This window comes from Pseudomonas sp. LLC-1 (genome assembly GCF_002992185.1).
In the GTDB taxonomy this organism is placed as follows: domain Bacteria; phylum Pseudomonadota; class Gammaproteobacteria; order Pseudomonadales; family Pseudomonadaceae; genus Aquipseudomonas; species Aquipseudomonas monteilii.
In genome coordinates, this window is the sequence record NZ_LUVY01000021.1 from 80,048 (window position 1) to 98,372 (window position 18,325).

General features: G+C 64.9%; 21 protein-coding genes and 1 riboswitch. Of the genes, 13 read left to right on the plus strand and 8 right to left on the minus strand.

All coding sequences use genetic code 11. From position 1 onward, the window contains the following. Positions 1-23: 23 nt before the first annotated feature. On the minus strand, positions 24-683 hold the full coding sequence (locus A0O30_RS23710; RefSeq protein ID WP_105948249.1) for a methyltransferase: 660 nt from the start codon (positions 681-683) through the stop codon (positions 24-26). Next, complete coding sequence (locus A0O30_RS23715; protein ID WP_105948250.1) at positions 684-1,136, minus strand: YbaY family lipoprotein; 453 nt, start codon at positions 1,134-1,136, stop codon at positions 684-686. A 106-nt stretch (positions 1,137-1,242) separates the two neighbouring features. Here A0O30_RS23715 and nrdR point away from each other — a divergent pair, with 106 nt between their 5' ends. From nrdR to A0O30_RS23775, 12 genes are all read left to right on the plus strand, one after another. Continuing rightward, a complete protein-coding gene (gene nrdR, locus A0O30_RS23720; protein ID WP_009685710.1) occupies positions 1,243-1,707 on the plus strand; it encodes a transcriptional regulator NrdR in 465 nt (154 codons plus the stop codon). A 2-nt stretch (positions 1,708-1,709) separates the two neighbouring features. After that, positions 1,710-2,840: a bifunctional diaminohydroxyphosphoribosylaminopyrimidine deaminase/5-amino-6-(5-phosphoribosylamino)uracil reductase RibD gene (ribD, locus tag A0O30_RS23725; protein WP_105948251.1), complete on the plus strand. Its 1,131-nt coding sequence runs from the start codon at positions 1,710-1,712 to the stop codon at positions 2,838-2,840. 42 nt (positions 2,841-2,882) lie between these two features. Further along, on the plus strand, positions 2,883-3,548 hold the full coding sequence (locus A0O30_RS23730) for a riboflavin synthase (RefSeq protein ID WP_003255399.1): 666 nt from the start codon (positions 2,883-2,885) through the stop codon (positions 3,546-3,548). 18 nt (positions 3,549-3,566) lie between these two features. After that, entirely contained in the window at positions 3,567-4,658 is a 1,092-nt protein-coding gene (ribBA, locus tag A0O30_RS23735; RefSeq protein ID WP_012270288.1) for a bifunctional 3,4-dihydroxy-2-butanone-4-phosphate synthase/GTP cyclohydrolase II, read from the plus strand. Between the two features lie 92 nt (positions 4,659-4,750). After that, complete coding sequence (gene ribE / locus A0O30_RS23740; protein WP_003255395.1) at positions 4,751-5,227, plus strand: 6,7-dimethyl-8-ribityllumazine synthase; 477 nt, start codon at positions 4,751-4,753, stop codon at positions 5,225-5,227. Next, positions 5,224-5,724 carry a transcription antitermination factor NusB gene (gene nusB / locus A0O30_RS23745; protein WP_003255393.1) on the plus strand — a complete coding sequence of 167 codons (501 nt, stop codon included), beginning with the start codon at positions 5,224-5,226 and terminating at the stop codon, positions 5,722-5,724. The genes ribE and nusB overlap by 4 nt, the downstream gene beginning before the upstream one ends. Positions 5,725-5,742: 18 nt before the next feature. Continuing rightward, positions 5,743-6,711: a thiamine-phosphate kinase gene (thiL, locus tag A0O30_RS23750; protein WP_105948252.1), complete on the plus strand. Its 969-nt coding sequence runs from the start codon at positions 5,743-5,745 to the stop codon at positions 6,709-6,711. Then, a complete protein-coding gene (locus tag A0O30_RS23755) occupies positions 6,708-7,211 on the plus strand; it encodes a phosphatidylglycerophosphatase A (protein ID WP_003255391.1) in 504 nt (167 codons plus the stop codon). The genes thiL and A0O30_RS23755 overlap by 4 nt, the downstream gene beginning before the upstream one ends. Before the next feature lie 16 nt (positions 7,212-7,227). Then, positions 7,228-7,971, plus strand: coding sequence for an ABC transporter substrate-binding protein (locus A0O30_RS23760; protein WP_105948253.1), 744 nt, complete (start codon positions 7,228-7,230; stop codon positions 7,969-7,971). Between the two features lie 135 nt (positions 7,972-8,106). Next, positions 8,107-8,724: a GTP cyclohydrolase II gene (gene ribA / locus A0O30_RS23765; protein ID WP_012270291.1), complete on the plus strand. Its 618-nt coding sequence runs from the start codon at positions 8,107-8,109 to the stop codon at positions 8,722-8,724. Then, a complete protein-coding gene (locus A0O30_RS23770; RefSeq protein WP_060499539.1) occupies positions 8,721-9,140 on the plus strand; it encodes a hypothetical protein in 420 nt (139 codons plus the stop codon). Before ribA ends, A0O30_RS23770 begins: the two co-directional genes overlap by 4 nt. Then, positions 9,140-9,952, plus strand: coding sequence for a cobalamin-binding protein (locus tag A0O30_RS23775; protein WP_105948254.1), 813 nt, complete (start codon positions 9,140-9,142; stop codon positions 9,950-9,952). The genes A0O30_RS23770 and A0O30_RS23775 overlap by 1 nt, the downstream gene beginning before the upstream one ends. On the opposite strand, the gene A0O30_RS23780 is transcribed toward A0O30_RS23775, so the two are convergent. The 5 genes from A0O30_RS23780 to ribB form a co-directional block, all read right to left on the minus strand. Next, positions 9,930-11,801 carry a TonB-dependent receptor domain-containing protein gene (locus A0O30_RS23780; RefSeq protein ID WP_105948255.1) on the minus strand — a complete coding sequence of 624 codons (1,872 nt, stop codon included), beginning with the start codon at positions 11,799-11,801 and terminating at the stop codon, positions 9,930-9,932. The genes A0O30_RS23775 and A0O30_RS23780 overlap by 23 nt on opposite strands. 162 nt (positions 11,802-11,963) lie before the next feature. Beyond that, complete coding sequence (dxs, locus tag A0O30_RS23785) at positions 11,964-13,859, minus strand: 1-deoxy-D-xylulose-5-phosphate synthase (protein WP_105948256.1); 1,896 nt, start codon at positions 13,857-13,859, stop codon at positions 11,964-11,966. A gap of 105 nt (positions 13,860-13,964) precedes the next feature. Continuing rightward, positions 13,965-14,852: a (2E,6E)-farnesyl diphosphate synthase gene (gene ispA, locus A0O30_RS23790; RefSeq protein WP_105948257.1), complete on the minus strand. Its 888-nt coding sequence runs from the start codon at positions 14,850-14,852 to the stop codon at positions 13,965-13,967. Continuing rightward, positions 14,849-15,091, minus strand: a complete 243-nt coding sequence (locus A0O30_RS23795; protein WP_003255380.1) for an exodeoxyribonuclease VII small subunit — start codon at positions 15,089-15,091, stop codon at positions 14,849-14,851. The genes ispA and A0O30_RS23795 overlap by 4 nt, the downstream gene beginning before the upstream one ends. Before the next feature lie 136 nt (positions 15,092-15,227). Beyond that, positions 15,228-15,878, minus strand: coding sequence for a 3,4-dihydroxy-2-butanone-4-phosphate synthase (ribB, locus tag A0O30_RS23800; RefSeq protein ID WP_105948258.1), 651 nt, complete (start codon positions 15,876-15,878; stop codon positions 15,228-15,230). Positions 15,879-15,959: 81 nt separating this feature from the next. After that, positions 15,960-16,101: riboswitch (FMN riboswitch) on the minus strand. Between the two features lie 90 nt (positions 16,102-16,191). On the opposite strand from ribB, the gene A0O30_RS23805 reads away from it, so the two are divergent. Next, positions 16,192-17,397 (plus strand): RtcB family protein, encoded by a 1,206-nt coding sequence (locus A0O30_RS23805; RefSeq protein ID WP_105948259.1) that lies wholly within the window; start codon positions 16,192-16,194, stop codon positions 17,395-17,397. Positions 17,398-17,402: 5 nt separating this feature from the next. Here A0O30_RS23805 and A0O30_RS23810 read toward each other — a convergent pair whose 3' ends face one another. Next, positions 17,403-18,293: an alpha/beta hydrolase gene (locus tag A0O30_RS23810; RefSeq protein WP_105948260.1), complete on the minus strand. Its 891-nt coding sequence runs from the start codon at positions 18,291-18,293 to the stop codon at positions 17,403-17,405. Between the last annotated feature and the right edge of the window lie 32 nt (positions 18,294-18,325).

The window sequence follows — 18,325 nt, forward strand, 5'->3', positions numbered from 1 at the left end:
TCGCAAACTCGTGTATGGCACCACTATAAGGTGTCGCGGCTGGCGTGGTACAGGCTGACCCGGCGGAATTCGTGTGGCTCGGCCAGGTCTGGCAGGGTCAGCGCTTCGAGCACGCCCAACTGCCGGTACAGCGGGTGGCTGAAGTCGCGTACCCGCGAGTCGGCCACCAACGCCTGGCGGCCGCGACCGAGGAAGGCATCCAGCAGCGGCAGGTTGGCGCGGTCATACAGCACATCGGCAACCAGGATCAGGTCAAAGCGGTCTTCTTCGGCAAAGAAGTCGCTGCTGTAGTTGAGCTCAACCCCGTTCAGCGCGGCATTGGCGCGGCAGGCATCGAGGGCCAGCGGGTCGAGGTCGCAGGCCACCACTTCCAGTGCACCCGCACGCGCGGCGGCAATGCCGGCGATTCCGGAGCCGGCGCCAAAGTCCAGCACGCGCTTGCCGGCCACCCATTCAGGGCGTTCGGCCAGGTAGCGGGCCATGGCCAGGCCGCTGGCCCAGCAAAAGCTCCAGTAGGGCGGCTCTTCAAGAATGCGCCGGGTTTCTTCGCTGTTGAAGGCGCGGTCCATGTTCTGGTCGTCGATCAGCCACAGCTTCAGGTCGCAGTCGGGCAGCTCGCTGACCACCAGGCGCGCTTCGCCGATCAGGCCGCTGAGGGCCTGTTGCAGGGCCAGCGGAGGCACTTACGGCGCCTTCTCGAAACGCAGCGGGCCGGTGGCCTGGGTCTGGGCTTGGGTAATGCGCACCGGTGGCAGGTGCATGATCAGCTGGCCGGAGCTGCTGGCACGGCCACGCAGCTCGACCCGCGCGCCGGCCGGGAAGGCCTCGGGGTTGAAGCGCAGGTGGTAGGGCAGGGCCTGGCCGGTGCCGGTCAGGTTGCTGCTGGCCAGCAGGCGTTGCGGGCGGTCGCGTTCGTCGATGACCAGCAAGGCCAGCTCCACGTCGGCACCGGCCGGGATTTCCAGCAAGGTACCACTCAGTTCGCGCTGGTAGGCCGGCAACGGGCCGAGTACTTCGGCCTGTTTGGCCGTGCGGGCTGGCGTGGGCGCCGCAGGCGTATCGGTTTTGGGCCTGTCGCTGCCGCAAGCGGCGAGCAGGGCGGCGCAGCACAGCACGACGAGCGCTCGGTAGTGCATGGGGTAGTCCTTCGCGGGCAGAATTCCCATGGATGTTAACCCCTTTGGCTTGTCTTGCCAGTGCAATGCGCTACCATGGCCCTCCCTTTTTTTGTTGCCTGCCACCATGCACTGTCCCTTTTGCGGTGCCAACGACACCAAGGTCATCGACTCTCGCCTCGTCGCCGAGGGCGAGCAGGTGCGCCGCCGCCGCGAATGCGTGGCCTGTGGCGAGCGTTTCACCACCTTCGAAACCGCCGAACTGGTGCTGCCCCGGCTGATCAAGCAGGACGGCACGCGCCAGCCCTTCGACGAAGACAAGCTGCGTGCCGGCATGCAACGGGCCCTGGAGAAGCGCCCGGTCAGCGTCGAGCGCCTGGAAGCGGCGCTGGCGCACATCAAGAGCCGGCTGCGCGCCACTGGCGAGCGCGAAGTGAAATCTCTGGTGGTGGGTGAAATGGTCATGGCCGAGTTGCGCAAGCTCGACGAAGTGGCCTACATCCGCTTTGCCTCGGTGTACCGGCGCTTCCAGGACCTGGACGAGTTCCGCGAAGAAATCGACCGCCTGGCCCGTGAGCCGGCTAAAGAGTGAACATGCCCAGCCAAGCCGCCATCCTTGACGCCCACTACATGGCCCGCGCGCTGGAACTGGCGCGCAAAGGCCTGTACACCACCCACCCCAACCCCCGTGTAGGCTGCGTGATCGTGCGCGACGGCGAAGTGGTCGGCGAAGGCTGGCACGTGCGCGCCGGCGAGCCGCATGCCGAAGTGCATGCCCTGCGCCAGGCCGGTGAGCGTGCCCGCGGTGCCTGCGCCTACGTCACCCTGGAGCCGTGCAGCCACCATGGCCGCACGCCGCCGTGTGCCGAAGCGCTGGTCAAGGCCGGTGTGGCGCGGGTGGTGGCCGCCATGCAGGACCCTAACCCGCAAGTGGCGGGGCAGGGCCTGCGGCGTTTGGCCGAGGCGGGTATTGAAGTGGCCAGCGGCGTGCTCGAAGCCGAGGCCCGCGCGCTCAACCCGGGCTTTCTCAAACGCATGGAGCACGGCCTGCCGTTCGTGCGCGCCAAGCTGGCCATGAGCCTGGATGGCCGCACCGCCATGGCCAGTGGCGAAAGCCAGTGGATCACCGGCCCGGCTGCCCGCTCCGCGGTGCAGCGCCTGCGCGCCCGCTCCAGCGTGGTACTGACCAGCGCTGCCAGTGTGCTGGCCGACAACGCCCGCATGACCGTGCGCGGCGACGAGCTGGGCCTGGACCCCGAAACCACCGCCCTGGCGCTCAGCCGCACACCGCAGCGCGTGCTGGTCGATGGCCGCCTGCGCCTGCCACTGGATGCACCGTTCTTCAAGGCCGGCCCGGCACTGGTGGTGACCGCTGTCGCAGATGACCCGCGCTATGCCGCTGCCGGCCACGAGTTGCTGAGCCTGCCAGGTGACAATGGCCAGGTCGACCTGCCTGCGCTGTTGCAAGCGTTGGCGGCCCGTGGCGTCAACGAAATCCTGCTGGAATCCGGTGCGGGCCTGGTGGGGGCTTTTGCCCGGCAAGGCCTGGTCGACGAGTTCCAGCTGTTCGTCGCCGGCACTTTCCTCGGCTCCAACGCCCGCCCATTGCTGGACTGGCCGCTGGACAAGATGAGCGAAGCACCGCGGCTGAAAATTACCGAAATGCGCGCAGTGGGCGATGACTGGCGGGTCACGGCCATCCCCCTGCCGGCGCCCGGCGTATAATGCCGGGCTTGCCCCGTGCAAACCGTTTTTGAGGAAGACCCCATGTTCACCGGCATCATCGAATCCATCGGCACCATCCGCAGCCTCACCCCCAAGGGTGGCGACGTGCGCGTCTACGTCGAAACCGGCAAGCTCGACCTGGGTGACGTCAAGCTCGGCGACAGCATCGCCGTCAACGGTGTGTGCCTGACCGCTGTCGAACTGCCGGGTGACGGCTTCTGGGCCGACGTCAGCGTCGAAACCCTCAAGCGCACCGCATTCATCGACCTCAAGAGTGGCAGCAAGGTCAACCTGGAAAAGGCCCTGACCCCCACCACCCGTTTGGGCGGGCACCTGGTCAGCGGCCACGTCGACGGGGTTGGTGAAATCATCTCGCGCAGCGATAACGCCCGCGCCATCCAGTTCCGTGTGCGTGCACCCAAGGAACTGGCCAAGTACATCGCCCACAAGGGTTCGATCACCGTCGACGGCACCAGCCTGACGGTCAATGAGGTCAATGGCGCCGAGTTCGAGCTGACCATTGTCCCGCACACCCTGTCCGAAACCATCATGGCCGACTACCGCGCAGGTCGTCGGGTAAACCTTGAGGTCGACCTGCTGGCCCGTTACCTGGAGCGCTTGCTGCTGGGTGACAAGGCTGCTGAACCGAGCAAGGGCAGTGGCATTACCGAAAGCTTCCTGGCCGCCAACGGCTTCTTGAAATCCTGATTGAGAAGGGGGTGCCGCGTGGCGCTCAACAGCATCGAAGAACTGGTTGAAGACATCCGCCAGGGCAAAATGGTCATCCTCATGGATGACGAAGACCGCGAAAACGAAGGCGACATCATCATGGCAGCCGAGTGCTGCCTGCCCGAGCACATCAACTTCATGGCCAAGCACGCCCGTGGTTTGATCTGCATGCCGATGACCCGCGAGCGTTGCGAAACGCTGAAGCTGCCGCTGATGGCGCCGCGCAACGGCTCGGGCTTCGGCACCAAGTTCACCGTGTCGATCGAAGCCGCCGAAGGCGTCACCACCGGCATCTCAGCCGCTGACCGCGCCCGCACCGTGCAGGCTGCGGCCGCCAAGGATGCCAAGGCCGAAGACATTGTCAGCCCAGGCCACATCTTCCCGCTGATGGCCCAGCCTGGCGGTACCCTGGCCCGCGCTGGCCACACCGAAGCCGCCTGCGACCTGGCGCGCATGGCCGGTTTCGAGCCAAGCGGCGTCATCTGCGAAGTGATGAACGACGACGGCACCATGTCGCGCCGCGCGGAACTGGAAGTGTTCGCCGCCGAGCACGGCCTGAAGATCGGCACCATCGCCGACCTCATTCACTACCGCATGATCCACGAGCGCACTGTGCAGCGCGTTTCCGAGCAGCCGGTGGAAAGCGAGCTGGGTGAGTTCAACCTGGTCACTTACCGCGATGCGGTGGAAGGCGACGTGCACATGGCCCTGACCCTGGGCAAGATCTGCGCTGAAGAGCCGACCCTGGTGCGCGTGCACAACATGGACCCGCTGCGCGACCTGCTGCTGGTCAAGCAGCCGGGCCGCTGGAGCCTGCGTGCGGCCATGGCTGCCGTGGCAGAGGCCGGCAGCGGCGTGGTGCTGCTGCTGGGCCACCCGCTGGACGGTGACGTGTTGCTGGCGCACATCCGCGAAAGCGCGGGCGATGCACCGACCAAGGCACCGACCACCTACAGCACCGTGGGTGCCGGTTCGCAGATCCTGCGGGACCTCGGTGTGCGCAAGATGCGCCTGATGAGTTCGCCGATGAAGTTCAATGCGATATCCGGATTCGATCTGGAAGTTGTAGAATACGTGCCCTCCGAGTGACTTGAGGCGGCAGTGACGCCCTCCAGCTCGAGTCCATACCCCTGTCGAGGCCGCCAGCATGCGGCCTCGCTCTTGAAGATGAGAATATCGGAATGACCCTGAAGACCATCGAAGGTACCTTCATCGCCCCCAAAGGTCGCTATGCTTTGGTGGTTGGCCGCTTCAACAGCTTCGTCGTCGAAAGCCTGGTAAGCGGTGCCGTTGATGCCCTGGTACGCCACGGTGTCAGCGAAAGCGACATCACCATCATCCGTGCCCCGGGTGCATTCGAAATCCCGCTGGTGGCACAGAAGGTCGCCCAGCAAGGCGCCTACGACGCGATCATCGCCCTGGGCGCCGTGATCCGTGGTGGTACCCCGCACTTCGAATACGTGGCGGGCGAATGCACCAAGGGCCTGGCCCAGGTGTCCATGGAGTTCGGTGTTCCGGTGGCCTTCGGCGTACTGACCGTCGACTCCATCGAGCAAGCCATCGAACGTTCCGGCACCAAGGCCGGCAACAAAGGTGCTGAAGCTGCCCTGTCCGCTCTGGAAATGGTCAGCCTGCTGGCGCAGTTGGAGGCCAAGTGATTAGCGACGAAAGCGATCGTTTCAACCCGCGCGATCCAAAACCTGCGGATGCCGGCAAGCCCTCGAAGAGCGCCAAGCGCCGCGAAGCCCGCAAGCTCGCGACCCAGGCCCTCTACCAGTGGCACATGGCCCAGCATTCGCTGAACGAGATCGAAGCGCAGTTCCGGGTGGATAACGATTTCACCGATGTCGACGGTGCCTATTTCCGCGAGATCCTGCATGGGGTCCCGGCAATCAAGGGCGAAATCGACAAGGCGCTGGTGCCTTGCATGACCATCGCACTGGAAGAGCTCGACCCGGTCGAACTGGCCGTGCTGCGTCTGTCCACCTGGGAACTGATCAAGCGCGTCGATGTGCCTTACCGCGTCGTGATCAACGAAGGTGTCGAGCTGGCCAAGGTCTTCGGTGCCACCGATGGCCACAAGTTCGTCAACGGCGTGCTGGACAAGCTCGCTCCGGCCCTGCGTGAAGCAGAAGTCAAGGCGAACAAGCGCTGATTCCGGCGCTGCCTGCCCATGGGTGAGTTCGAGCTGATCAACCATTACTTCGCCGCCGCGCCCTGTGCGCAGGGCGGCGAGGGCGTGGCACTGGGGATCGGTGACGACTGCGCCCTGCTGCAGCTTCCCCCGGGTGAGCAACTGGCGGTGTCGACCGATACCCTGGTCGCCGGGGTGCATTTTCCTGCTGTCTGCGATCCGCTTCTGCTCGGCCAGCGCTCGTTGGCCGTGGCGGCCAGTGACCTGGCGGCCATGGGCGCGACCGCAATCGGCTTTACCCTCGCCCTGACCCTGCCGGATGTTGGCCCAGACTGGCTGGCCGCCTATGCGGACGGCCTAAGCCGCATGGCCCACCGCTGCCGCATGAGCCTGATCGGGGGGGATACCACCCGGGGGCCACTGAGCATCACTGTTACCGTGTTTGGCCGCGTGCCGGCTGGCCAGGCGTTGCGCCGCAGCGGTGCACGGCCAGGCGACCTGCTGTGCGTGGGGGGTGTGCTGGGCAAGGCCGCCGGTGCATTGCCGCTGGTACTGGGTGAGCGCGAGGCGCCCGCCGAGCTGGCTGAACCGCTGCTTGCCCATTACTGGTCGCCGATGCCGCAGCTCACCCTGGGCACGTTGCTGCGCGGCCAGGCCACCGCGGCGCTGGACATCTCCGATGGCCTGCTCGCAGATTGTGGGCATATCGCCAAGGCGTCCGGCGTGGCGCTGGAGGTGAACCTGGATCAGGTGCCAGTGTCTCCTGCTGTAGAGGCGTTCCTCGGCCGCGAGGCGGCAGTGCAGGCTGCGCTTGCGGGTGGCGACGATTACGTGCTGGCCTTCACGCTGCCGCCTGAGGCGCTGGCGCCCTTGGCCAACCTCGGTTTCGTCGAGGTGCATACCATTGGCCATGTGCTCGAAGGGCAGGGCGTAACCTTGCGCGACGCGCAGGGCCAGGACATCACCCCCGTTCAGCGGGGCTATCAACACTTTAGGGAGACACCGTGACCGATCACCCCAACCAGGTGCCTGCGGAGTTCGTTCCGCCTTCGGTCTGGCGCAACCCGTGGCACTTCATCGCCTTCGGCTTCGGTTCCGGCACCTTGCCCAAGGCCCCGGGCACCTGGGGCTCGCTGGTGGCCATACCGTTCATCCCGTTGTGGCAGATGCTGCCCGACTGGGGCTACTGGCTGCTGCTCGGCGTGAGCATGCTGTTTGGCTTCTGGTTGTGCGGCAAAGTCGCCAATGACTTGCGCGTACACGACCATGAAGGCATTGTCTGGGATGAGATTGTCGGCATGTGGATCACCCTCTGGCTGGTGCCGGAAGGCTGGCAGTGGCTGCTGGCAGGGTTCCTGATGTTCCGCTTCTTCGACATCCTCAAGCCGTGGCCGATCCGCTGGATCGACCGTCATGTGCACGGGGGCGTCGGTATCATGCTCGACGATATCCTGGCCGGCGTGTTTGCCTGGCTGGGCATGCAGGTTCTGGTGTGGGCGGTTGCCTGAAACAGGGAGCGCGTGAATGGCCATAAGGACTGTGCTGCTGGCAATGCTGCTGAGTGTTGCCCCGTGGGTGAACGCTGCTGACGGTGTGCCGAAGCAGATCCACCTGGTCAGCGAGGAGTGGCTTGATTACACCAACGCCGACGGTAGCGGGGTCGCCTGGGACGTGCTGCGCAAAGTGTTCGAGCCGGCCGGGGTCAAGGTGGTGACCCAGAGCGCGCCCTATAGTCGGGCGGTCGGGCTGGTCAAGCGCGGCGAGGCTGATGCCTGGGTGGGTTCGTACAAGGAAGAGAACGACGATAACCTTTACCCGCGCTGGCACTTCGACATGGACCATATCTACGCCTTGGGGCTGGCCAGCAAGCCTGTGCCCACCCCCGAGAACGTGGGTAAATACCGCCTGGCGTGGGTACGCGGCTATGACTACGCCAGCTATCTGCCCAATGTGCATGACTTCCGGGAAGTTCAGCGCCGCGAAGGCATCTTGCCGATGCTTGAGCATGACCGGGTGGATTTCTATATCGATGCGCTGACCGAGGTTGACTACGTGCTCGGCCAAAGCTCCCAGCCTGAGCGCTTCCGTCGCACGCATGTGGCCGAGCTGCCGCTGTACCTGGCCTTTACCCGTAACGACCAGGCCAAAGCCTTGAGCGACCTGTTTGACAAGCGCATGGCCGAGTTGGTGCGCAGTGGCGAACTGAAGCCGATCTTCGAGCGCTGGAAGCAGCCGTATCCGTTCACTGCGGATAGCAAACCGCACTGAAGCCAGGGCCGGGTCTGGATCGCCTAAGCATCGAACTTTTCGATCTTAACCCACGGTATTCAGCCAGCCCACATCCCCCAACCTGCTGATACAATCGGCCCACGAGAAATTTCCTACTTATTCCAGGAGCACAACGTGCCCGTCGTCTTTGTTGCCGCCTCTAAACTCCCGACGCCTTTCGCGACTTTCACCATGCATGGCTTTCTCGATGAAGCCACTGGCCGTGAGCACGTTGTGCTCAGCCTGGGTGACATCGCGGACGGTCAGCCGGTGCTGGGGCGTCTGCACTCCGAGTGCCTGACCGGCGATGCCCTGTTCAGCCAGCGCTGCGACTGCGGCTCTCAGCTGGAAGCCGCGCTGCAGGCCATCGCCCGTGAAGGCCGTGGCGTGCTGCTGTACCTGCGCCAGGAAGGCCGTGGCATTGGCCTGCTGAACAAGATCCGCGCCTACGAGCTGCAGGATGGCGGCGCCGACACCGTCGAAGCCAACGAGCGCCTGGGCTTTGCCGCCGACCAGCGCGACTACGCCATGTGCCTGCCGATGCTGGAACACCTGGGCGTGAAGTCGCTGCGCCTGATGACCAACAACCCGCGCAAGGTCAAAGCCCTGACCGACATGAACATCGTGGTTGCCGAGCGTGTGCCGCTGCACACCGGCCACAACCCGCACAACCGCTACTACCTGGCGACCAAGGCCGGCAAACTGGGCCACATGCTGGGCAACGAACACCAGGGCGAGGCGCCCCAGGCGTGACCCGCACCGAGGTCAAGCGGCGCCTGGCGCTGGCCTGGTGGCAGTACCTGGCGGTGGGCCTGGTGCCGCTGCCGGTGATGGCCTGGGCCTTTGGTGGCGGTGACGCACTGATCCCGGTGCTGGCCATGCCACTGTTCATTGCCGGCGCGGCGACCATGTTCCTCAGCCTGCCGCGTTTCGGGGCTTACAAGCGGGCCCTGATCGCCACCTCCAAGGTGCTTGGCACGGGCGAAGAGCCCGCCGCCTGGATCGAACTGGCGCGGGTTCGGCGCCTGGCCATGCTATATGCCTGCTTCCCGGCCTGGGTCGCTGCGCTGTCGGTGCTGGTCGGTCTGGAAGCGGTGCCGCAGATCCTGCTGGCGCTGTCCACCGTGGTGGTGCTGTACCTCTATCGCATTCCGCGTCAGCTCGGTTAATGCGCCTGCTGGCTGGCCTTCTGGTGCTGGTAGCCTGCAACGCACTGGCCGCTGAACCCATGCGGGTCGTCAGTCTGGCGCCGTCGATGACTGAAATCATGCTCGAACTGCAGGCCGACGACCTGCTGGTGGGTGTGCTTGACGGTGGCGAACGGCCGGCGGTGCTGCGCGACCTGCCCTCGGTCGGGCGCCAAGGGCAACTGGACATGGAGCGCCTGCTCAGCCTGCGCCCCGACCTGTTACTGCTGTGGCCTGGCAGTGTGCCGCCCGCCCAGCGCGACCAGCTCAAGCGCTTGGGCATTGCCACTTTCAGTGCCGAACCCCATGACATCGAGCAACTGATTGAGCAGATCGAGGCCATTGCCGGGCGCGTCGGGCGTGCCGAGCAAGGCCATCAGTACGCCCAGGCCCTGCGGGAGCGGTTGGGGCAGCTGCGTCAGCAGTATCGGCGCGATGAGCCATTGCAGGTGTTCTATCAGGTCTGGGACCGCCCCTTGTACACCTTGGGTGGCCGGCAGGTGGTCAGCGATGCCTTGGCCGTGTGCGGGGCGCGCAATGTGTTCGCCGACCTCAGTCAGCCGGCGCCACAAGTGAATGTGGAGTCTGTGCTGCTGCGCAACCCGCAGGTCATCCTGGCTGGCGATCAGGCGCAGCTCGCGAGCTGGAAGGCCTGGCCGCAACTGCGTGCGGTTGCCGATGGCCGCTTGCTGGTGGTGCCCGACAAGGGGCTAGAGCGGCCCAGCGGGCAGATGATCGAAGCCACCGCCCGCTTGTGCGCGTTGCTCGCGGCTAGAGCGCCGGCGTCCAGGTAACGCTGAACAGCAGCGTACGGCCTTCTTCGCGGTACGGGTGGTAGGCGCCTTCATAGCTGTAAAGGGCACGGTTGTAGGCGCGGTCCAGCAGGTTATCCAGCTTTGCTTCCAGTTTCACTTCATCCGTGGCTGCCCAGCTACCGCGCAAACCGAGCAGGCCATAGCCGCCGATGCGGTTGCGGTTGGCTTCATCGTCATAGCTGCTGCTGACTGCTTGCCAGCTTGCCCCCACGCTGAAACGCCCCAGTTCACGGTCCAGGTCCAGGCTCAGTGTGCGGCGGGCACGGCGGGCGAGGGTGTGGCCGCTGTCGCGGTCACGCGGGTCGATCAGTGCCAGGCCCAGCTGGCTGCGCCACGGGCCCCATTGTTGCGCCAGGGCCATCTCGAAACCGTTGATGCGTGCCGAGGCGACGTTGCGGGGTAACGAGTCCTGGCCGAGCACGATCGCATCGCGCAGGTCGGTACGGTACAGCGAGGTTTCCAGGCGGCTGTCCGTGGTCAGCTGGCTGCGCCATTGCAACTCGTAGCTTCTGGAGTGCTCGGGGTCCAGGCCCGGGTTGCTGAACTGGGGGTAATACAGGTCATTGAAGGTGGGCGCCCGAAAGCCTTCGCTGTACGACAGCAGTACGTCGTTCTGCGCATTCAACGGCAAGGTCAGGCTGCCGCTCCAGGTGGTCTGGCCGCCGAACTGCTGGTTACGGTCATGGCGCACGCCCACTTCGGTGGAAAACTGCTCGCCCCGGTAGCGGTGCTGGAGGAAGACGGCACGGTTCCAGCGGCTGTCCTCGGTGAAATCGGTGCTGGCGTGCACGCGGTCTTCGTACCAGTCGCCGCCGAGCAGCAGGCTGTGTTGCTCGCCCAGCGCAAGGTCGTTCTGCCAGGTGACCTGGTCCCGGTAGGTGTTGAACACAAAGCGTTCGGCGCTGAGCTTGTCGCGCTTGTCGTCACGGTTTTCGCTATGGGCCAGTTCCAGCCGCGAATGCCAGGTGTCGGTAAGCTGGGCATCGAAGTAACTGCCCAGGCTGCTGACGCTGAAATCGGTGTAGGGCTTTTGCCCGAAGCTTTCGAAGGTGACCGGGTCGAAGCCGCCGAACGGGTTGTCGTACTCGCTGCGGCCACGGCCGTCGAGCAGGTTCAGGCCGGCTTCGAAGCGTTCGCCGAAGGTGTGGCTCAGGCTCAGGTTCAGCGACTTGTTACGGTAGGCATCGTGGTCGCCATCGCTGGCGAATGATGGCCCGGTCGAGTCGATACCGGCGGTTTCATCCAGGCTGGTGCCAAGGTTGAACCGGGTTTCGCCATTACCTCCTGAGAGGCCAAGGTTTCGCTGGAACGTCTGGTTGCTGCCCGTTGCCAGGCGCAGGCGCGGTTGCAGGCCGTTGCCGCTGCTACGGCGGGTAAAGATCTGGATAACCCCACCAATGGCGTCGCTGCCGTACACCGCCGAGCGCGAGCCGCGCAGCACTTCGACACGTTCGATCTGGTCCACGTCGAGAAATTGCAGGCCGCTGTCGCCGGAGGTGGCGTTGGCGATGCGTACGCCATCGACCAGCACCAGGCTCTGTGCGGCCTTGGTACCGCGTATGAAGATGCCAGGCAGGCTGCCACGGCCCCCGGTGGGGGCCACTTGTACGCCGGGTACGCGGGCGAGTAGGTCGGTGACGCTGGTGGGTTGCAGGCGGTCGATGTCGGTACGGGTGAAGACGGTGTTGGCGGCGCTGGTGGCGGTGCGTGACTCGACCTGGCGGCTGGCGCTTATGAGTACGTCGGGGAGCTTGAGGGCGTCGTCGCGTTCGGCGGCCAGCAGCGGGAGAGGGAGGCAGAGCAGGGTGGCAAAGGTTGGGGCTTTCATTAGGGCTTCCAAAGCAATCGCCGGCAAGCCAGCTCCCGCAGGAGCTCTACAGGTCTCAGGCCAGTAGATATCCTGTTGGACAGGAATTCTACAGGCTTCAGGCCAAAGGAGATCCTGTGGGAGCTGGCTTGCCGGCGATGGGCCGCAAAGCGGCCCCAGAGATTACAGGCCGAGCTTGGCCATGCGGGCCTTCACCGAGGCCTCGATCCCGGCCGCATCCAAGCCACACTCAGCCAGCATCTGCGCAGGCTTGGCATGCTCGACATAGATGTCCGGCAGCCCCAGGTGCAGCAACGGTTTGACCACGCCTTCGTTGGCAAGGAACTCACCCACCGCAGCACCCGCGCCACCCATGATGGCGTTTTCTTCGATGGTCACCAGCAATCCATGGCTGCCAGCCAGTTCCAGCACCAAGGCTTCGTCCAGCGGCTTGACGAAACGCATGTCGACCACAGTCGCATTGATCTGCTCGGCCACTTGCATGGCCTCGGCCAGTTGAACACCAAACACCAGCAGGGCGACGTTCTTACCTTGGCGACGAACCACGCCCTTGCCGATTTCCAGCGGTTCGAGGTCGCCGCTGATCGGCGCATTCGGGCCGGTGCCACGCGGGTAGCGAACAGCCGCCGGGCCGTTGTACAGGTGGCCGGTGCTGAGCATCTTGCGCAGCTCGTTCTCGTCGCTTGGGGTCATCACCAGCATGCCCGGGATGCAGCGCAGGTACGACAAGTCGTAGCTGCCCGCGTGGGTCGGGCCGTCTTCGCCGACCAGGCCGGCGCGGTCGATGGCGAACAGTACGTCGAGGTTCTGCACCGCCACGTCGTGGATCAGCTGGTCGTAGGCGCGCTGCAGGAAGGTGGAGTAAATCGCCACCACCGGCTTGCTGCCCTCGCAGGCCATACCGGCTGCCAGGGTGACGGCGTGCTGCTCGGCAATCGCTACGTCGAAGTAACGTTCCGGGTAGCGCTCGCTGAAGGCTACAAGATCCGAGCCTTCCTTCATCGCCGGGGTAATGCCCACCAGGCGGTTGTCGGCGGCGGCCATGTCGCACAGCCACTGGCCGAACACGGCGGAATATTTCGGCCCGCTGGCTTTTTTCGGCGCGGCAGGCTTGTCGGCCGGCTCCAGCTTGGTGATGGCGTGGTAGCCGATCGGGTCAACCTCGGCCGGGGCGAAGCCCTTGCCCTTCTTGGTCACCACATGCAGGAACTGCGGGCCTTTCAGGTCTCGCATGTTGCGCAGGGTGGCGATCATGGTCGGCAGGTCGTGGCCGTCGATCGGGCCGATGTAGTTCCAGCCCAGCTCTTCGAACAGGGTGCCGGGGGCCAGCATGCCCTTGGCATATTCCTCGGTGCGACGGGCAATTTCCCAGGCGCCGGGCAGGCGCGACAGTACTTTCTTGCTGCCTTCGCGCATGCTTGAGTAGGTGCGGCTGGAGAGAATCTTGGCCAGGTAGTTGGACAGGCCACCGACATTGCGCGAAATCGACATGTCGTTGTCGTTGAGGATCACCAGCATGTCGGCGTTGACTTCCTGGGCGTGGTTCAACGCCTCGAAGGCCATACCGGCGGTCAGCGCACCATCACCGATCACCGCAATCGACTTGCGTGCGCTGTTTTGCAGGCGGGCGGCAATGGCCATGCCCAGTGCGGCGCTGATCGAGGTGCTGGAGTGGCCAACGCCAAAGGTGTCGTACTCGCTTTCGCTGCGGCGCGGGAAGGCGGCGATACCGTCCTTCTGGCGCAGGCTGAGCATGCGGTTACGGCGCCCGGTGAGGATCTTGTGCGGGTAGGCCTGGTGGCCCACGTCCCACACCAGTCGGTCGTCCGGGGTGTCGAATACGTAGTGCAGGGCGATGGTCAGCTCGATCACGCCCAGGCCGGCACCAAAATGCCCACCGGTCTGACCCACGGTGTAGAGCAGTTCCTGGCGCAGTTCGTCGGCCAGGGTCTCCAGGTCGGCTTCGGCCAGCCGGCGCAGGCCGGCAGGCGTGTCAGCGCGGTCGAGCAACGGCGTGACCGGGCGTTCGCGGGGGATCTCTTGAAACGTCGTGGGCATCAGGCGAGTCGTTATAGGTGTGTGAAGACGCGGCAGTTTACCCCATTGTAGGAAAAGCTGCCCATTCAGACGGGTGTCGCATGGGCCGCACAGCGGCCCTGAGAATCAGTTGCGGCGTTCGACGATGTAGCGCGCCAACGCCCGCAGTGGCTCGGCGTTTTCGCCGAACCCATCCAGTGCGACCAGCGCCTGGTCGCGCAGTTCGATCGCATAGGCCTTGGCCGCTTCCAGCCCCAGCAGTGCCGGGTAGGTCGGTTTGTCACGGGCTATGTCAGCGCCCTGGCGTTTGCCCAGGGTGGCGGTGTCGCTTTCCACGTCGAGGATGTCGTCCTGCACCTGGAATGCCAGGCCGATGGCCTGTGCATAAGTTTGCAGGGCATCCAGCTGTGCCTGTTCGGCACGGGCGCTGGCCAGGGCTCCGAGACGTACGCTGGCTTCAATCAGCGCGCCGGTCTTGTGCCGGTGCATGAACTCCAGCGCCTGCTGGTCCAGCTTCAGGCCAACCGAACCGAGGTCGATGGCTTGGCCACCGACCATGCCAGCCGGGCCGGCAGCTTTGGCCAAGGCCTGGACCATGGCCAGTCGAATGCTGTCACTCTGCGGGCTCAGGCTCTGGTCGAGCAGGGCGCTGAACGCCAGGCTCTGCAAGCCGTCGCCAGCCAGAATGGCGCAGGCTTCATCGAAGGCTTTGTGAGTGGTCGGCTGGCCGCGACGCAGGTCGTCGTCGTCCATGGCCGGCAGGTCGTCATGCACCAGCGAATAAGCGTGAATCAGTTCGACCGCGCAGGCTGCGCCGTTGGCTTGTTCAGCCGGGGCACCCAGGGCTTCGCAGGCTGCATAGGCCAGCAATGGGCGTACACGCTTGCCGCCGTTCATCACGCTGTAGCGCATGGCGGCGTAAAGGCGTTCCAGCTCTTTGGTCGGGGCGACGAACAGCGGTTCGAGCGCTGCGTCGACGCGCGCCTGGCAACTGGCCTGGTAGGTGCCGATCATGCTTCTGGCTCCGCGTCGAAGGGCTGGGCAGCCAGCTCGCCATCGCGCTCCAGCAGAATTTGCACCTTCTGTTCGGCCTGGGCCAGGGCACCCTGGCAATCACGGGTCAGAGCGATGCCTTGCTCGAAGGCGGCCAGCGACTCTTCCAGCGACAACTCGCCGTTCTCCAGGCGCTCGACCAGTGCTTGCAGGTCTGCGAGGGATTGCTCGAAATCGAGGGAGGCTTTTTTGCGGGCCATGGCGACTGTCTCGGTGGCATATCAGAACGGCGCGACACTAGCAGAGCGGGGCGGGGGGAGCAAACTTCAGGGGTAATGAGGCGGGTTTCAAAGGCCCTTTCGCGGGTAAACCCGCGAATGGCCCCAAGGTGATCTATCAGGCAGGCTCGGCTTCCCGCTCCACCATCGCCTCACGATACCGCGCCAGCTCCTCGATGGTCAGCACCGGCAAGTTGTACTGCCGCGCGTACACCGCCACCTGCTCGCCACGGGCCATGCTGCCGTCGGGGTTCATCAGCTCGCACAGCACGGCTGCCGGGCGCAGGCCGGCCAGGCGTGCCAGGTCCACCGAGCCTTCGGTGTGCCCACGGCGGGTCAGCACCCCGCCATTGCGGGCGCGCAGCGGGAACACATGCCCTGGGCTGACGATATGGCGTTGTTCGGCGCTGGAACGCAACGCCGCGCCAATGGTGGTGATGCGGTCCTGGGCAGAAACCCCGGTGGTGATGCCTTCTGCCGCTTCGATGGTGACGGTGAAACCGGTGCCGTGGCGGGCCTGGTTGTTCTGCACCATCGGCGCCAGTTGCAGTTCGTCAACGGTGGCTTCGTCCAGGCACAGGCAGACGATGCCGCTGCAGTCGCGGATCATCATGGCCATGGTTTGCAGCGTGATGTTTTCGGCAGCCGCAATGATATCCGCTTCGTCTTCGCGGTCGTCATCATCAAGCAGCAATACAGGGCGCCCGGCCTGGAAGGCGGCGATGGCGGCAGAAACATTGGGGAATTGCGGGTAGTGAAGGGTGGACATGAAACGCTCCTCGTGAATGATCGATGAACGTCTCGGGGCGAACAAAATGCGCGCGCAGGGGCGCCCGGATAGGCCCCTGCCTGACGCCTTCTTTCATCCGGACTATGACCGTCGGCTCTGGAGTCGCACCAGATCTGCTGACCCCCGGCATGGCCGGGGCGCTCGCGGGCTCATCTTTCGATTTACCGCCGGTGGGGACTTTCACCCCGCCCTGAAGACCGGCCAAGCATAACGCACATGGCCACCCCACTGGCAACCCGTGGCTCTACGACCTTTGGCGGTATCATGCAGCCATGCATAAGAGGAACAAGCGATGGACACTCTCCAGGTCGCCGGCGGCAAGCCGGTCAAGTTGTGGACCGACGGCGTACCGGTCGAGGACGAAGCCCGCCGGCAACTGCTCAACACGGCCCGCATGCCTTTCATCTTCAAGCACCTGGCGGTGATGCCGGATGTACACTTGGGAAAAGGTTCGACCATTGGGAGTGTGATCCCCACGCTCGGCGCGATTATCCCCGCCGCAGTCGGCGTGGACATTGGCTGCGGCATGATCGCCGCGCGTACCTCGCTGCACGCCCGCGACCTGCCCGACAACCTGCACGGTCTGCGCAGCGCCATCGAGCAGGCCGTGCCGCATGGCAAGACGTTCGGCAAACGTGACCAGGGCGCCTGGGCCGATGTTCCAGCCAAGGCCGACAAGGCTTGGGCTTTGCTGGCCGGGCGCTTCAAGGCCATAACCGACAAGTACCCACGGCTGGAGAAAACCAACAACCGCCACCACCTGGGTACGCTGGGTGGTGGCAACCATTTCATCGAGGTATGCCTGGATGAAACCGACCGCGTCTGGTTCATGCTGCACAGCGGTTCGCGGGGCGTGGGCAATGCCATTGGCAACCTGTTCATCGAACTGGCTCAGGCTGACATGCGCCAGCACCTGGCCAACCTGCCGGACAAGGACCTGGCGTACTTCGAGGAAGGCAGCCGCCATTTTGGCGACTACGTCGAAGCCGTTGAGTGGGCGCAGGACTATGCCCGGCAGAACCGTGAGCTGATGATGCTGACGGTGGTCCACGCTGCCCGCAAGGTGCTTGTCAAACCGTTCGAGGCCAGCCTGGAAGCGGTGAACTGCCACCATAACTATGTGCAGCGCGAGCAGCACTTTGGCCACGAAGTGCTGGTCACGCGAAAAGGCGCGGTGTCGGCTCAAAAGGGGCAGCTGGGTATCATCCCGGGCTCCATGGGCGCCAAGAGCTTTATCGTGCGCGGGCTGGGCAATGAAGAGTCGTTCTGCTCCTGCAGCCATGGCGCCGGCCGGGTGATGAGCCGGACCAAGGCCAAGAGCCGTTTTACCGTCGAGGACCAGCGGCGGGCCACGGCGCATGTGGAGTGTCGCAAGGACAAGGAGGTGATCGACGAGATCCCGATGGCCTACAAGGACATCGACGCGGTGATGCGCGCGCAGCGGGAGTTGGTGGAAATAGTGCACACCTTGCGGCAGGTGGTGTGTGTGAAGGGCTGACAGGTTTATTGCGACATTTCCTCAAGAACCTGCTTCAGCGAGGCCGGTAACATTGGCCCGTGCCCCAGCCCTTCAAACCGCTCGAACCGTACCTGCAACCCCGGCACCTTGGCCAGCTGGGCCACCAGCGCTCGTGCGGGCTGTTCCACATCCCCTTGCACTGGCATGCGCGGGTTTGCTGGCTCCTCACTGCCGCGCATCAGCAACAATCGCGCTCGGCCGCTACCCAGGCGCTGCCCAAGCCCCTGCGCCTCGCGCAAGATCGCCCCGTCATGCCACCACAGCGATGGGCTGGCCGCTGCATAGTCACTGAACGCCCCGGGCCGGGTGAACAGCGTATGCAGCACGGCCAGGCCGCCATAGGAGTGGCCCCACAACGTCTGCTGTTGCGCGTCGATGGGGGCCAGCCCGGCCACCATCGGCCGCATGCGTTCGGTCAGCAGATCAAGAAACGCATCCACGCCGCCACTGGGCTCGCCGGTCAGCGGGTCACGCTGCTCAGCCTGGCAAGCCAGCGCCGGGGTGTAGTCATACGTACGCCCGGTCCGCTCGATACGTTGTTCGGTCTGGTAACCCACGGCCACCAGCAAAGGCGCCTGGCCGGCGGCGAGCTTGTCCAGTTGCTGGCTTTGCAGCGCCCCGATCGCGGCATTGCCATCGAGCATCCACAGCACCGGGTACCCCGAGGCAGGCGCCGGGCGGTTGGGTTTGCCGACCCACAAGCGGTAATGGCGTTGGCCATCGGCCGAGTCCAGGTCGAGCTGGGTGAAGCGATAGGCCAGGTCCTGGCGCTGCAGCAGCGAGGTGTCCATCTTCTGGTTACGCTCGGGCTGCGCCAGGGCAACAGGCGCCGCAAGGGCCAGTGCCAAAGCCAGTGTCAGGGTCATCTTGCTCATCAGGCGTCTCGTCAGGGCCCGGCGAGGAACGC

What these genes read in the sequence shown, in the direction of transcription:
- ribE (WP_003255395.1), top strand. Translation starts at nt 4,751, where the DNA reads ATGACCCTGAAGACCATCGAAGGTACCTTCATCGCCCCCAAAGGTCGC.
- A0O30_RS23795 (WP_003255380.1), bottom strand. Translation starts at nt 15,091, where the DNA reads ATGGCCCGCAAAAAAGCCTCCCTCGATTTCGAGCAATCCCTCGCAGAC.
- A0O30_RS23730 (WP_003255399.1), top strand. Translation starts at nt 2,883, where the DNA reads ATGTTCACCGGCATCATCGAATCCATCGGCACCATCCGCAGCCTCACC.
- nrdR (WP_009685710.1), top strand. Translation starts at nt 1,243, where the DNA reads ATGCACTGTCCCTTTTGCGGTGCCAACGACACCAAGGTCATCGACTCT.
- ribB (WP_105948258.1), bottom strand. Translation starts at nt 15,878, where the DNA reads ATGTCCACCCTTCACTACCCGCAATTCCCCAATGTTTCTGCCGCCATC.
- A0O30_RS23810 (WP_105948260.1), bottom strand. Translation starts at nt 18,293, where the DNA reads ATGAGCAAGATGACCCTGACACTGGCTTTGGCACTGGCCCTTGCGGCG.
- ispA (WP_105948257.1), bottom strand. Translation starts at nt 14,852, where the DNA reads ATGATCGGCACCTACCAGGCCAGTTGCCAGGCGCGCGTCGACGCAGCG.
- A0O30_RS23775 (WP_105948254.1), top strand. Translation starts at nt 9,140, where the DNA reads ATGCGCCTGCTGGCTGGCCTTCTGGTGCTGGTAGCCTGCAACGCACTG.
- ribD (WP_105948251.1), top strand. Translation starts at nt 1,710, where the DNA reads ATGCCCAGCCAAGCCGCCATCCTTGACGCCCACTACATGGCCCGCGCG.
- A0O30_RS23805 (WP_105948259.1), top strand. Translation starts at nt 16,192, where the DNA reads ATGGACACTCTCCAGGTCGCCGGCGGCAAGCCGGTCAAGTTGTGGACC.
- A0O30_RS23715 (WP_105948250.1), bottom strand. Translation starts at nt 1,136, where the DNA reads ATGCACTACCGAGCGCTCGTCGTGCTGTGCTGCGCCGCCCTGCTCGCC.
- thiL (WP_105948252.1), top strand. Translation starts at nt 5,743, where the DNA reads ATGGGTGAGTTCGAGCTGATCAACCATTACTTCGCCGCCGCGCCCTGT.
- A0O30_RS23760 (WP_105948253.1), top strand. Translation starts at nt 7,228, where the DNA reads ATGGCCATAAGGACTGTGCTGCTGGCAATGCTGCTGAGTGTTGCCCCG.
- dxs (WP_105948256.1), bottom strand. Translation starts at nt 13,859, where the DNA reads ATGCCCACGACGTTTCAAGAGATCCCCCGCGAACGCCCGGTCACGCCG.
- A0O30_RS23780 (WP_105948255.1), bottom strand. Translation starts at nt 11,801, where the DNA reads ATGAAAGCCCCAACCTTTGCCACCCTGCTCTGCCTCCCTCTCCCGCTG.